Origin of the sequence: Burkholderia sp. AU30198 (assembly GCF_020419825.1) — a bacterium.
Classification (GTDB): Bacteria; Pseudomonadota; Gammaproteobacteria; order Burkholderiales; family Burkholderiaceae; genus Burkholderia.
This window is the reverse complement of sequence record NZ_JAIZSA010000005.1, coordinates 253487-266482: the sequence shown is the minus strand read 5'-3', so window position 1 is coordinate 266482 and position 12996 is coordinate 253487. Positions and strand designations below refer to the sequence as shown.

The window sequence follows — 12996 nt, the reverse complement described above, 5'->3', positions numbered from 1 at the left end:
AGCGCTTCAACGAACGCCTGGGACGCGTGCGAGCCCCCTGGATGCACCGGGCAGTTTCTTGTCGACCATCGCGACGACTTCCGGCCGCGCATCTCTGGGATGGCCCGAGTGGAACGGCGGCGCGGGATCGTATTCGATCGCGAGTTGCGTGAATTCGGCGGCCTGCTGACCGCGCAGCTTCGCTGCCACGCGCAGTGCAAAGTCGATGCCCGCCGTCACGCCGCCGCCGCTCATGAACCGGCCGTTGTCGTCTTCCACGAAGCGATCGGGCACGGGGATCGCGCCATATTCGGCCAGCTTGTTGACGAAGGCCCAATGGCAGGCGCTGCGTTTGCCCTTGAGAACGCCCGTTGCGGCGAGCACGAGCGAGCCGTTGCAAACCGACGTCACGTGTTTGGCGCTTTCTGCCAGACGCCGGATCTGCGCTTGATACGCGGGGCGCATCGGCGCCGACAAATCGGACCCGCCGGGGACCAGGAGCAAGTCGGTCTGGTCGATATCGGCCAGCCGCTCAGTCTTGCCGTACACGACGCCGAATTCGAGCGTCACGTTGCCGCCGTCGAGGCTCGCGTAGCGAACGTTCGTATTCGGTAGCCGATGGAAAATCTCGCTGGGGCCGGCGAAGTCGAGCAGCGTCCCGCCATCGTAATTGACGATCAGGATATTGAGCGGGTCGTTCGGGGCAAGTGCGCCTGCGCTGCCTTCCTGCGCAAGCGCAGGGGGTGCGTGCCCCAGCAACGCTCCGCCACCCAGGACGGCGCCGAGGGTTGCGACGCCGCCAAACTTGAGAATATCGCGGCGCGAGCGGCCTGTTCGGGTGAGCGGCTGTCCGGACGCATGGTTTTCGCTACTGTCGGTCAAGATCGTTTCTCCTTGCACGTCGGCCCCGCTGCGAGTGCATGCAGGCTGGGCCGGATGGAATAACCGCCGCGACGCAATGCGTGGCGGACGTGAGATCAGGTAGGTGAATGAGCCGGGATGACATGCCGGGCTCAGGAATCATGCGCGGCAGGCTCAAAGCTGCGAGGCGCCGCCATCGACGACCAGCTCGGTGCCGACGACATACGAGGATTCGTCGCTGGCGAGATAGAGTGCCGCGTAGGCAATGTCGTCGGCGTTGCCCAGCCGACCCACCGGAATGGCTTTGGCGAACTCGGCCTTGCGGTCGCGAACCCATTCGTCGGGCATGCCCCACCTGCCGAGCAGCGGCGTGTCGATCGGGCCGGGCGCGATCGCGTTGAAGCGGATTTTCCGGTCGAGAAACTCGTAGGACCAACTGCGGGCAAGCGATCGCACGGCGGCCTTCGCCGCCGCGGTCAACGAGATGCCGTGCTTGCCGGTCTGCGCGACGAACGAGGTATTGAGAATGACCGACGCGCCTGCTCGCAATTCCGGCAGCACCGCCTGAAGCGTGAACACCACGCCCTTGACGTTGATGTCCATGATCTCGTCGTAAAGTGCATCGTCGATGTCGTTGACTGCGGACGGGAACGCCCAGCCGGCGTTCGCGAACACGACATCCAGGCCACCGAACTTCTCGTTCACCTCAGCGGCAATCGCGCGCATGTCCTCGATCGAACGGACGTCGCCCTTGAGAACGAGCGCATGCTCGCCGAGTTCTGCCTTCACACGTTCGAATGCCGCATCGTCGCGACCCGTCACCGCGACACGGGCGCCTTCCGCAATGAACAGCTTTGCGGTTGCGAGACCGATGCCACTGGTGCCGCCCGTGATTAACGCCGACTTGTTTTTAAGCCTCATCTTCTGCTCCTTTCTACGTCGTGATTGATCGGGCCGTCAGTTCAAAACCCGATCGCGTTTGTGCGCCTTTCTCGGCTCGATCTGCCACGCGAAGTATGGAACGCGAAGTGTATGGCGCAAAGGTCTTATAACCCTCAAAAAGCGCCACTCGATCTGAACGTGTGACTCGCGCACCTTGGTGTTTAGTGGTGGCATGGCACGTCCGGACAGTTCAGGTGCAGCGCTCACTATCGGGAGCAATGCATGGAGCAGGCTTACGCGGCGATCGGAAAAGCGACGTTGAATGGCAAGGAAGAACGCCGGAGCGGTTTTAACGGCACCTGTCGTGTCTTCCCTGGTACTTAAGCCGCTAACTACTTGTCTGGTGCGTGGCGATCACTGCGGGCGCCACCCGATCGAAAACGATTTGTGTGATGTATCGGAGGGGTGCCTGTGCGTGTCCCCGATCACCCGTTTATCAGTCGGGATCCTGACTATTGACTCGGGGTGCGAAAAGGGGGAGCGTATCGAGTTCGCATTGGGTTCGCTGTTGTCTCGATCAGACCAACTATCCGAGGTAACTATGTGGATCTTCCGTGTCGATGAGCCTCGGCTTGGGGCCATCCGTATTCGAGAATGGCGCCGCCGCGCGCGCCACACGATCGGCCTTCTCGGCTTGCTGCTGGCCAGCGCCGCCACCGGGTTGACCGTCCTCGATCAGTCGAATGACTTGTTCCCGAAGAAACTGTTTACGGCCGTGTGGGACGGGGTCAACCTCGTCACGACAATCGGTTCATTCAGCGAGTTCAATCAGCCTCAAAAGGTCTTCATGCTGCTGGCCATGGTCGCCACGCTCGTGATCGGCGGATTCGCGGTTTCCAGGCTCACCGGCATGCTGTCGGGCGACGATGTGATGGTGTTTCGGGAGAACAGGCTCATGGAAGGCAAGCTCGAAAAACTCACCAATCACGTCGTGGTAGTCGGATTCCATTCGCTCGGGGAATGGGTCGCGAATCGCCTGCACAGGGCGGGAGAAACCGTGCTCGTCCTCGTGGGCGATCAGGATCAGGCCGACCGGGCGGCGGACTGCGGCCACATGGTCGTGCTCGGCTCGCCGGGGGCGTTCGACGACGTACTCAAGCATGCGCGGCTGGACAGTGCCAAGGCAATGGTCGTGACGACGCCCGACAGCAACAACAATCTGGCGATCACCCTTCTGGCCCATACGTTGAACGATTCGCTCGCGATTGCGGTGCCCGGCGAAAATCCCTTGAGAAAGGAACTGCTCAGGAGCGCCGGCGCATCCAACGTGGTGATAGCAGATGAGATCATTGCCAATGCACTGATCGGCACGCTCTCGACAGCCGTGGAGGCAGCGAAATGAAACCCGCCGCCCCGACACCGTCCCATCTGCATCACTTGCCCTTCCTGCAGGGGCTACTGCCCGTCAATTCCGCCCAGTTGCCGCACGACATCATCGCCGGGATCACGCTGGCGGCACTCGGCATTCCCGAGGTGATGGGGTACACGAAGATTGCAGGCACGCCCACGGTCACGGGCCTTTATACGATACTGCTGCCGCTCGTGGCGTTCGCGCTCTTTGGTGCGTCGCGTCAACTGGTCGTCGCTGCGGACTCCGCGACAGCCGCTATTCTGGCGGGAACGCTGACGGCCGTCGCCGCATTGGGCAGCCGCGAATATATCGGCCTGACGAGCACCGTTGCCTTGACGGTTGCCGTGATGCTGGTGATTGCGCGCATCTTTCGTCTGGGTTTTCTCGCCGACTTTCTTTCCCGCAGCGCGTTGATCGGGTTCCTGACGGGCGTGGGCGTCTAGGTCGCGGCGGGCGAGCTTGCCGGGCTGCTCGGGCTCGAGAAGCAGGGACATGGCCCGTTGATGCAGATTGCATCCGTGGTGCAACGTATCGCCGCGGCGAACCCGCCGACCACCGCGCTGTCGATTGCCGTCCTCGTCGTGATCATCGGTTGCAAGCGAATCGCGCCGCGCGCGCCGGGCGCGCTCATCGCGGTAATCGGCTCCATCGTTGCAAGCGGCGTGTTCAACTTCGCCGGACACGGCATCTCGGTAACGGGTGAAGTGCCTGGCGGGCTCCCGTCGCTGTTCCTGCCGCCGTTGCATATGGGCGAGATCAACCAGGTGCTGGCGACGGCGGCCTCGTGCTTCATCGTCATCATCGCTCAGAGCGCCGCGACGGCACGTGCGTACGCGAACCGCTACAACGAGCAGGGCGACGACAATGCCGACATCATCGGGCTTGCAGCCGCAAACGCAGCGGCGGCGTTCACCGGCACCTTCGTCGTGAACGGCAGTCCGACCAAGACCGAGATGGTCGACGATGCGGGCGGGCGAACCCAGGTCGCGCATCTGACGACGGCCGTCATCGTGCTGGTGGTGCTGCTGTTTCTCACGAGACCGTTGAGTCTTCTGCCTGCCGCCGTCTTGTCGGCGATCGTCCTCATGATCGGCGCGAAACTGATCGACGTGAAGGGCATGATGGAACTGTTTCGCATGCAGAGGGACGAGTTCGTCGTCGCGTTGCTGACGGCGTGCGTGGTCGTGTTCGTCGATGTGATGCACGGCATTCTCGCGGCGGTCGTGTTGTCGCTGATCGCGCATGCGCGGCATAGCTACCGCCTGCGCACGCGTGTGTTGACGCGCAGCCCCGCCGGCCACTGGTTCCCGCATCGCGTCGAGCCCAATCTGCTCGCGGCGCCCGGTATCGTTGTCTACAGGTTCGAGGCGGACCTGTTCTATGCGAACACGGGGCGCTTCACGGAGGATGTGCTGAAACTCGTCAACGAGGCTAGTGTGCCGTTGCGCTGGGTGGTGATCGATGCTTCGGAGATCAACAACATCGACTACACGGCAGGAAAGAAACTGGTCGAGTTGGGGGCGGAGCTGGACAAGCGGGGCGTGGGCGTCGCCGCGGTTGCGCTACCAACGGGTGTACGACATGAAATCGAGCGGTATAAGGTTCTGCGTTCGGATGGCGCGCATCGCGAGATATTTGCGACGGTCGATGCCGCCATTGACGCACTACGCGATAGTTCGCCACCCGCGCCCGTACCTTCGCCGGGTGCCAGACCGGACTGAAGCAAAGCGAAATGACGGAAGTCCGCTTCGACCTTGTAGCGAAAAAGGAGTGATGCGTGCCTGAATCGACTGCCCCAAAGCGCGCCGAAACCACCACGGATCGCGCGGATCCAAAGACGCTGGCGGAGCAAGAAGATCCGTCCGCGCTGTTTGCCGGGCGCGGCTCGTTGGCTGCGCGAGTCGAGCAGGGGAAGGCTGCGCGCAGACAAGTGCCGCGCAAGAAGCTGGCGGACTGCAAGATTGCAGATCGCGATCCCATTGCATTGCTCGACGCTTCCAATGTGGGCCGGGTGACGGAACTGATACCGATCCGCTATGGGCGGATGGTCGCGGGCCCGTTCGCGTTCTATCGCGGTGCCGCGCCGTTGATGGCGCACGATCTGTCGAAGCTGCCGCATTCGGACGTGATCGTGCAACTCGGGGGCGATGCACATCTCGCCAATTTCGGACTCTTCGCAAGCCCGGAGCGGCGGATTCTCTTCGGCCCCAACGATTTCGACGAAACGCTGCCCGGCCCATTCGACTGGGATGTGCGCCGGCTGGCCACGTCATTTGTGATAGCGGCACGCGAACGCGGATTCGCCGTGCGGGACCAGCGCAGCGTGGTTCGTCGGCTATGCGAGACCTTCCGGCAACGGATCGCCGATTTCAGCCGCATGGACACGCTGGACGTCTGGTACTGCCAGTTCAAGGCGGCGAGCATGCTGGCCATTGCCGATTCGGTGGAGGAAAGGCGGAAAGAACTGACCGTGATCGACAAGGCGAGGCAACAGTCATCGCGTTCCGAGTTGACGCATGCGACCGAACTGGTAAACGGCAAGCTGCGCATCAAGGATGCGCCGCCACTCGTGTACCACGTCCCGCTGGAGAGCCCGCACGATCATAGACAGTACGACGCGCTGGTACGGCGCTTCTTCGCCGACTACCGGCTGACGCTTCCCGATGACAGGCGCGCACTGTTCGATCGCTACGAACTGGTGGACGTCGCCATTCGCGTCGTGGGTATCGGGTCGGTGGGAACGCGTTGTTACGAGGCGCTTTTCATGGCCGACGGAGCGTGCCCGCTGTTCCTGCAGCTCAAGGAGGCGCGGGCTTCCGTGCTCGAAGGTTATCTGCCGCCGAGCCGCTATCCCAATCATGGCCAGCGTGTCGTGAACGGGCAGCGTCTGTTGCAGTCGGCCAGCGACATCTTTCTCGGGTGGTCGAAGATGTACCACACCGACAACAACTTCTATGTTCGACAGTTGCGCGACATGAAGGGCGCATTCGACTTCACTACCTTCGATGTTGAAGATCTCGGCGAATATGCGGTTTCTTGCGCGCATGCGCTGGCTCATTCGATGGCGAAAGCAAGCGATCCCGCGTTGCTCAGCGGATATCTCGGCAAGTCGGACGTATTCGACGAAGCGATCGTGCAATTCGCGCTCGCCTACGCGGATCAGAATGAGGCGGACTGGACGGTTTTGAACGCGGCGGTCAAAGCCGGACGTATCCAGGTCATTCGTCAATGAGACTCGAGCGCTGTTCACCGACCGGCATGGAAATCGGTGAACGAGCGCGCGTCTCCCTGCGCATTCTCGTAAAGCAACCCATATCCCCCCTCAGTCCGCTTGATGCGTGCGAATCCGAGTTCCCCCAGATGCATGCCGGCGATCAGAAGCCCCTCCGAGCTGACCTGGTCGAGAAGCCGTGACCGCGTAGCCACTGCCAGCGACGCATCGTGATCGAACGCAATCGATACGTCCGGCCGCTGAATCTGGATATGCGGGAAATGAACTACATCCCCCCATACAAGTAGACCCTGATCGCGGGATTCGAGCACATATCCGGTGTGCCCGTCGGTGTGTCCCGGCAGCGGCAGCGCGCTGATGCCGGGGAGCACTTGACCTGCGTCGAACAGACGGAGCGTGTCGCCATAGGCATCGAACACCTGGCGCGCTTTGAAGAAGTTACCGCGCGCCCGCTCGCTGGCGCGGCTCAGATTGGCGTCGTCCTGCCAGAACCCGACCTCGCGCCGATGCACCACCAGCTCCGCATTCGGAAACGCGGCCTGTCCCACGCCATTCACCAGCCCCCCGACGTGATCGGGATGCGCGTGGGTCAGCAGGATGGTGTCGATCGCAGCGGGTTCGATACCGGCAAGCACCAGGTTCGCGTTGAGTTGGCCGCCCCATTGCTTGAACCCGCCCGCGCCCCCGTCGATGAGAACGGTACGGCCCGCGCCGCGTACGACATAGCAATTGATATGCACGGCGGCGGGCGCTTTCTGTCCGGCTTCATGCTGGATTCTTGACGCGTCGGCCGAATCGATATTCGACAGAAAGTCGAGGCTGGCGGTGAGATATCCATCGCTGATGGCCGTGATCGTGAAATCCCCGACTTGCTGACCGGGAAAGGTAAGGGTGGACATCGTGTTTCTCCGGATCGGCTAGTTGCGGGCGTGAAGGTTCGACGCGGTGTAACCAAAACACCGAATGCGCGTGGTGAGACCGGTGCGGCGAACGATCGCGTGGTCCAGCGCTTCCATGAACCGGTTCATGACTGCTGGCGTGCGAGACGTTCCGTCGCGATACCGGATGTCTGCGAAGACGGGATGTCCATGCCCATGCCGGGCTTCCAGAAAAATGACGTGGACGTTCTTGAGCTCCGCCTCGAGCACTTGCGTACAGAGCTCGACGCAGTCGCGCGACAGCTCGGCAAGACTTTCGTCAGCCGGCATCCGGCTCGCATCGATCGAGAAAGTGACGTTCGGCATCGCGGGCTTACTCCTGCACAGTTGCAAGGGCGCGGGCGCTTGTCAGTTGCGACGTCATCGGCGCGTAAAGGTGAATGCCTGCAGGAAGAGGCTCGACAAGCCGGGCGCTGTCCCGTGGCAGTACCGCGAGCCACCGGCGCTCCGGAAACTTCTCCAGCGCAACGGCTTGCATGGCCAGCGGTTCGAGGCCCAACCGGATCAGCGGATCCGGGCCGCCGGCACACAGCGCGAGGTATTCGCCGTCCTTCACCGCCGGGGCGCAGCCGATATCGCTGTAGAGATTGCGATGCCAGTCGGTGATGTGCTGCTGCCACTTCGCGAAATTGCCGCCGCCTTTCCGGCGATATTCATCGCCGGTCAGGACATCGAGCCCGTCGATCGTGTGGATCGCCAGATAGACGGGGCAATCGCCGCTGATCGCCTTGAACCGCTGCGACGTGTGAAACCCCGTCACCGAGATCAGGGCCGGCAGCTTTTCGAGGCTGTAGAAGTCGTTCCATTCGGCCTCGCTGCCGAGGTCGGCGAAGCTGCATTCCACGGTGTAGATCATCACGTTGTCCTTTGAACAGGATGCACATCCATCTGCGAACCGTCGATGTTCAGTGCGGTAACGTAATGCTAAGCTCGCGTTTCCACCCGATAAAACGAAATAAAGTCAGCCTTCAGTGACATTTACTCAAGCTGACGGCAAACACCCCCCGACCGGCGAGACACCCATGCCCCGCAAGATCCCAAGCAATTCCGCGCTCCAGGCGTTCGAAGCCGCGGCCCGCCACGGCAGCTTCGCCCGCGCCGCCGAAGAGCTGGCACGGACGGAGGGCGCCGTTAGCCGTCAGATCGGCCGGCTGGAGGCGTTCCTGGGCGTCACCCTGTTCGAACGGATCGGCAATCGGGTGCGGCTGGCGCCGAACGGCGCGCGATACGCGGTGCAGGTTCGCGAGATTCTGGATCGGCTGGAACGGGACAGCCTGTACCTGATGGGGCAGCCCATCGAAGGCGCGAGCATCGATATCGCCGCCATTCCCACCTTTGCTACCCGCTGGCTGATCCCCCGGCTGAAGCACTTTCAAGACCGGCATCCGGCCATCACCGTGCATATCGCCGAGCGGATGGAACCGTTCCTGCTGGCCGGGAGCGGTTTCGACGCCGCCATTCATTTCGAGCATCCGGCGTGGGCGGGGATGCATCTGCATCCGCTGCTGGAGGAAGTGCTGGTGCCCGTCTGCAGTCCGGCGCTGCTCGCCGGTGCCGGCGCGAACCCGTCGCTGGATGCACTGCCACGTCTGCATCGGCGACAAAACCCGGACGCGTGGCAGGCTTATGCGCAGGAGTCCGGCATCGTGCTGACCAATTCGGCGGTTGGCGCGCGTTACGATCTCCATTCGATGCTGATCGAAGCGGCGCTGGCCGGCTTGGGTGTCGCGCTGGTGCCGCGCCTTTACATCGACGCGGAGCTCGAGCAGGGCCGGCTGGTCGCGCCCTGGCCGGCGGGCAAGTCGATTACGAAAAACTTCTGTCTCGTCCTGCCCGAGCCGATCGAACTGGCCGAGGGGCCGTTGCAGGCATTCGCGACATGGATGCTGAACGAGGCCCCGGGGATTCGCACCGCGCGGTAGCGCCTGACACGCGCCGCGAAACCGTCACCCCTGCGCAGGCGGCCTCACCACGCCGATGCGCCGGGTGCGGGCAGGGCTCGGGTACACTCGTGATCCCGTCACGCACGCGGTACCAGCATGGACAGTCAGCTTTGGATCATCTGCGGGCTTACCTTCGTCATCCATGTGATCGCGACACTGGCGTATGCGGTGCGGATCGCCGGCGTTCGCACGCGTCGCATCGCGTTGTCGTTCTCGTTGTTCGGGATCATCGCGCTGGTGTCCCGAACGGCCAATTCCTTTCAGGGGCCGTTCATCGCGAAACGGGTTGAAATGGACATCGCGCATCGGATGGGCAGCGGGTTGCTGACCGACTTCCGGTGGTTCCTGCTGTCCGCAACCCTGGCAACCATCGCCGGGTCATTCCTGATCCCGACGTTCCAGCGTTATTTCAGTCGCGCCGTCGAACACTTCCAGGCGAACCGCTCGATTCCCCGCCTGCTGCTGCACGCGTGCAGTCGCGCCGGCATCAACTATCTCCGCGTCGGCGCACGACTGCCTTCGAGCCAGAACGTCACGCAATTGACCGCGAACACGGGCGTGTCGTGGCGCGTCATCGCGTTGAACGTTGCCGCGATGGCGATCTGGACGGTCGGCGTGTTCGCCTCGCTGTATGCGGGCTACCTGAAGCCCGAGCTGAGAGTGACATGCGCGAACCTGTCGTCCGTCATCAACGGTTTCGCGACCGTCGTGCTGGCGGTCGTCATCGATCCGCAGGTGTCCGTCATGACCGACGACGTCATCGAAGGGCGGATCTCGGAAAACAGCTTCAGGCGGGCCATCACGACACTCGCGGGCGCGCGCGTGCTCGGCACGTTGTGCGCGCAGGCGCTGCTCGTTCCGGCCGCGCTCGTCATCGTGCGCGTCGCCGAGCTGATCTAGCGCGGCAGGCTTGAACGGCGCGAACGGGCGAGATCGGATCGACGCTACGGAATGGCGCGATCCCGGTTCGGATAGCGGCTTGTTCGCGGCCTTGCGCGATGCGCATCGATACGTCGACATGCACGCCGGAGGAGGGGGCGCGCCGCATACATGCCCATGTCGACGCCGAGCGTGGGTGAGTGTTGCGGGGTTTTACCGGAATACGCCACATCCTCGTTTAAACTCGGTCGCTCGGAAGATCCCCGGCGACGCAGCATGCGTCGTCGTGGCGCGACACATCGCATCGTGCCCGCGAGCGGGGGACGCGCGATGAAACCGATTCCTGCCGCGAGGTCTCGCTGTCGTGGCGTCAAAAAATCAGCAGTCTTGCACAACTCGAACTACGTGCCTCAGGAGCCAATCGAATGAATTCCCCGGTGATTCGGGCCGCCGTCGCAAAAGACGTGGGAGACATCTACGCGGTACACCGCGACTCGGTCGTCAATCTTTGTGCCGGCCATTACACGCAGCAACAGATCGAAGGCTGGCTGGACGGGCGTGATCCTTCGATGTACCTGGCCGCCATCGCCGATGGCTCGATCTGGGTTGCCGACGACGGCGGGCTCTGCGGCTTCGTCGAGACGGCCGGCGACGAGGTCACCAAGCTGTTCGTCCGTGGCGGTTCTGCGGGCGGCGGCGTTGGCGCCATGCTGCTCGCGCATGCGGTCTCGGAGATCGCGAACGGCGGCCATGCGCGTGCGTATCTCGAAGCCACCACGAACGCCCGGGCTTTCTATGAGCGACACGGGTTCGAGGTCGTCGGGCAGGGGCGTTTTTCGCACGGGCGAAGCCAGGTCGAACTCGAGATCGTGAAGATGGAGCGACGCTTGGCGCAGGTCTAGACGGCGAGCGGGGCGGCTCCGGCGAATGAACGGGAGGTGGCCGGCTCGTCGTGTCCAGACAGGGGATTCATGGATTGAATGCGCGTCGATTCAAAATATAAATTTCGGGAAGACTCTGGCACGGGATATGCTTCGCAGTTCTTATCCGATCGGAACACCAGCCAGGTATTCGTCAGGAAAATCGGACCAGGAGCATGAACCGGGCTGATCTGACAAGACGAACATCTAGAGGATGGATCGTTTGTGCAATCCGCGCGGCAGTGCCAAGCTGCGCGCGAAGCAAAGTCGTACACGGATGGATTGAGTTGGGTGACGTGAAACGCAGGCCGTAATTCCTTGCGACGGCCACTACTGACAGTTCAGGATATGACATTACAGATTGGGGTCCCTCTGGAGACGGCCCACGAGGAGCGGCGCGTAGCGACCGTTCCCGACGTGGTCGAAAAGCTGATCAAGCTCGGGTTCTCGGTGGCCGTGCAAAGCGGTGCCGGCACCGGCGCGAACTTCAGCGACGACGACTACCGTACGGCCGGGGCCGAAGTCGTGCCGACGGCCGCCGATCTATGGGGCCGCAGCGATATCGTTTTCAAGGTGCGCCCGCCGAGCAGCGAAGAAGTTGCGCTGATGCGCGAGGGCGGCACGCTGATCGGCTTCGTCTGGCCGGCCCAGAACCCTGAACTGATGCAGCAGCTGGCCGCGAAGCGGGCCACGGTGCTGGCGATCGATTCGCTGCCGCGCACGCTGTCGCGCGCGCAGAAGATGGATGCCCTCACGTCGATGGCCGGCGTGAGCGGCTACCGTGCCGTCATCGAGGCGGCCCATGCATTCGGCCGTTACTTCAACGGGCAGATCACGGCCGCGGGCAAGGTGCCGCCGGCCAAGGTGTTCATCGCCGGCGCGGGCGTCGCCGGTCTCGCGGCGATCGGCACGGCCGCGGGCCTCGGCGCGATCGTGCGCGCCAACGACACGCGCGCGGAAGTCGCCGACCAGGTCAAGTCGCTGGGCGGCGAATTCGTCAAGGTCGACTACGAGGAAGAAGGCTCGGGCGGCGGCGGCTATGCGAAGGTGATGAGCGAAGGCTTCCAGCAGGCGCAGCGCGCGATGTACGCGCAGCAGGCCAAGGAAGTGGACATCATCATCACCACCGCGCTGATTCCCGGCAAGCCTGCGCCGAAGCTGATCACGGCCGAGATGGTGCAATCGATGAAGCCGGGCAGCGTGATCGTCGACATGGCCGGCGAGCAAGGCGGCAACTGTGAGCTGACGGTGCCGGGCGAGGCGGTGGTGCGTCACGGCGTGACCATCGTCGGCTACACGGATCTCGCGTCGCGCCTGGCAAGGCAGTCGTCGACGCTGTATGCGACCAACCTGCTGCGCGTGGCCGAGGAGCTGTGCAAGGCCAAGGACGGCACGATCAACGTCGACTTCAACGACGACGCGATCCGCGGCCTCACGGTCATCAAGGAAGGCAACGTCACGTGGCCGCCGCCGCCGATCCAGCAGCCGGTCGCCGCGGCGAAGCCCGCGGCGGCGCCGGTCGCGGCAGCCGCATCCAAGGGCCACGGCCACGGCAGCGGCGCGCCGATGTCGGCGAAGTCGCTCGCGATCACGTTCGCTGTCGGCGCACTGGCGTTTCTGCTGGTCGGCCAGTTTGCACCGGCCACGTTCCTGTCGCACTTCACGGTGTTCGTGCTGGCCTGCTTCGTCGGCTACATGGTGATCTGGAACGTCACGCCGTCGCTGCATACGCCGCTGATGAGCGTGACCAACGCGATCTCGTCGATCATCGCGATCGGCGCGCTGGTGCAGGTCGCGCCGCCGTTGGGCGACGCGGCAGCGGAGGGCCGTCCGTCGGGGCTGATCCTGGGCCTGGCGGTGGGCGCGCTGACGCTCACGGCCGTCAACATGTTCGGCGGCTTCGCGGTGACGCGACGCATGCTGGCGATGTTCCGCAAGTAAGGAGACGACC

At 63.3% G+C, this 12996-nt stretch carries 12 protein-coding genes and 1 pseudogene; 8 read left to right on the top strand and 5 right to left on the bottom strand.

Translation table 11 applies throughout. From position 1 onward, the window contains the following. Positions 1 to 6: 6 nt before the first annotated feature. Both LGN19_RS14310 and LGN19_RS14305 read right to left on the bottom strand, forming a co-directional pair. Positions 7 to 861 (bottom strand): DJ-1/PfpI family protein, encoded by an 855-nt coding sequence (locus LGN19_RS14310; RefSeq protein WP_226215381.1) that lies wholly within the window; start codon positions 859 to 861, stop codon positions 7 to 9. Between the two features lie 153 nt (positions 862 to 1014). After that, the gene (locus tag LGN19_RS14305) at positions 1015 to 1761 is read right to left on the bottom strand and encodes an SDR family oxidoreductase (protein WP_226215379.1); all 747 of its coding nucleotides are present in this window, start codon (positions 1759 to 1761) and stop codon (positions 1015 to 1017) included. 562 nt (positions 1762 to 2323) lie between these two features. Here LGN19_RS14305 and LGN19_RS14300 point away from each other — a divergent pair. From LGN19_RS14300 to LGN19_RS14285, 4 genes and pseudogenes are all read left to right on the top strand, one after another. Next, positions 2324 to 3124 (top strand): potassium channel family protein, encoded by an 801-nt coding sequence (locus LGN19_RS14300; protein ID WP_122949928.1) that lies wholly within the window; start codon positions 2324 to 2326, stop codon positions 3122 to 3124. Next, positions 3121 to 4293 (top strand): annotated as a pseudogene (locus LGN19_RS14295) (SulP family inorganic anion transporter); the annotation flags it as partial. The gene LGN19_RS14300 and the pseudogene LGN19_RS14295, both read left to right, overlap by 4 nt. After that, entirely contained in the window at positions 4270 to 4854 is a 585-nt protein-coding gene (locus LGN19_RS14290) for an STAS domain-containing protein (protein WP_319000649.1), read from the top strand. The pseudogene LGN19_RS14295 and the gene LGN19_RS14290, both read left to right, overlap by 24 nt. Before the next feature lie 56 nt (positions 4855 to 4910). Continuing rightward, on the top strand, positions 4911 to 6365 hold the full coding sequence (locus LGN19_RS14285) for a DUF2252 domain-containing protein (RefSeq protein ID WP_226215377.1): 1455 nt from the start codon (positions 4911 to 4913) through the stop codon (positions 6363 to 6365). A 14-nt stretch (positions 6366 to 6379) separates the two neighbouring features. Here LGN19_RS14285 and LGN19_RS14280 read toward each other — a convergent pair whose 3' ends face one another. From LGN19_RS14280 to LGN19_RS14270, 3 genes are read right to left on the bottom strand one after another with little or no spacing between them, the layout of a single operon-like run. Further along, positions 6380 to 7264 carry an MBL fold metallo-hydrolase gene (locus LGN19_RS14280; protein WP_226215376.1) on the bottom strand — a complete coding sequence of 295 codons (885 nt, stop codon included), beginning with the start codon at positions 7262 to 7264 and terminating at the stop codon, positions 6380 to 6382. An 18-nt stretch (positions 7265 to 7282) separates the two neighbouring features. Then, a complete protein-coding gene (locus tag LGN19_RS14275; protein ID WP_226215374.1) occupies positions 7283 to 7609 on the bottom strand; it encodes a hypothetical protein in 327 nt (108 codons plus the stop codon). A 7-nt stretch (positions 7610 to 7616) separates the two neighbouring features. Then, entirely contained in the window at positions 7617 to 8159 is a 543-nt protein-coding gene (locus LGN19_RS14270; RefSeq protein ID WP_226215372.1) for a sugar ABC transporter, read from the bottom strand. A 166-nt stretch (positions 8160 to 8325) separates the two neighbouring features. Between LGN19_RS14270 and LGN19_RS14265 the strand changes: the two genes are divergently transcribed. From LGN19_RS14265 to LGN19_RS14250, 4 genes are all read left to right on the top strand, one after another. Next, the gene (locus LGN19_RS14265; protein WP_226215371.1) at positions 8326 to 9225 is read left to right on the top strand and encodes a LysR substrate-binding domain-containing protein; all 900 of its coding nucleotides are present in this window, start codon (positions 8326 to 8328) and stop codon (positions 9223 to 9225) included. A 117-nt stretch (positions 9226 to 9342) separates the two neighbouring features. Further along, positions 9343 to 10146 carry a lipid II flippase Amj family protein gene (locus LGN19_RS14260; RefSeq protein WP_122949921.1) on the top strand — a complete coding sequence of 268 codons (804 nt, stop codon included), beginning with the start codon at positions 9343 to 9345 and terminating at the stop codon, positions 10144 to 10146. A 404-nt stretch (positions 10147 to 10550) separates the two neighbouring features. After that, on the top strand, positions 10551 to 11027 hold the full coding sequence (locus tag LGN19_RS14255; protein ID WP_174962631.1) for a GNAT family N-acetyltransferase: 477 nt from the start codon (positions 10551 to 10553) through the stop codon (positions 11025 to 11027). A 366-nt stretch (positions 11028 to 11393) separates the two neighbouring features. Next, positions 11394 to 12986, top strand: coding sequence for a Re/Si-specific NAD(P)(+) transhydrogenase subunit alpha (locus LGN19_RS14250; RefSeq protein ID WP_175221127.1), 1593 nt, complete (start codon positions 11394 to 11396; stop codon positions 12984 to 12986). Positions 12987 to 12996 lie beyond the last annotated feature (10 nt).

What these genes read in the sequence shown, in the direction of transcription:
- LGN19_RS14305 (WP_226215379.1), bottom strand. Translation starts at nt 1,761, where the DNA reads ATGAGGCTTAAAAACAAGTCGGCGTTAATCACGGGCGGCACCAGTGGC.
- LGN19_RS14300 (WP_122949928.1), top strand. Translation starts at nt 2,324, where the DNA reads ATGTGGATCTTCCGTGTCGATGAGCCTCGGCTTGGGGCCATCCGTATT.
- LGN19_RS14290 (WP_319000649.1), top strand. Translation starts at nt 4,270, where the DNA reads ATGCAGAGGGACGAGTTCGTCGTCGCGTTGCTGACGGCGTGCGTGGTC.
- LGN19_RS14280 (WP_226215376.1), bottom strand. Translation starts at nt 7,264, where the DNA reads ATGTCCACCCTTACCTTTCCCGGTCAGCAAGTCGGGGATTTCACGATC.
- LGN19_RS14275 (WP_226215374.1), bottom strand. Translation starts at nt 7,609, where the DNA reads ATGCCGAACGTCACTTTCTCGATCGATGCGAGCCGGATGCCGGCTGAC.
- LGN19_RS14270 (WP_226215372.1), bottom strand. Translation starts at nt 8,159, where the DNA reads ATGATCTACACCGTGGAATGCAGCTTCGCCGACCTCGGCAGCGAGGCC.
- LGN19_RS14265 (WP_226215371.1), top strand. Translation starts at nt 8,326, where the DNA reads ATGCCCCGCAAGATCCCAAGCAATTCCGCGCTCCAGGCGTTCGAAGCC.
- LGN19_RS14260 (WP_122949921.1), top strand. Translation starts at nt 9,343, where the DNA reads ATGGACAGTCAGCTTTGGATCATCTGCGGGCTTACCTTCGTCATCCAT.
- LGN19_RS14255 (WP_174962631.1), top strand. Translation starts at nt 10,551, where the DNA reads ATGAATTCCCCGGTGATTCGGGCCGCCGTCGCAAAAGACGTGGGAGAC.
- LGN19_RS14250 (WP_175221127.1), top strand. Translation starts at nt 11,394, where the DNA reads ATGACATTACAGATTGGGGTCCCTCTGGAGACGGCCCACGAGGAGCGG.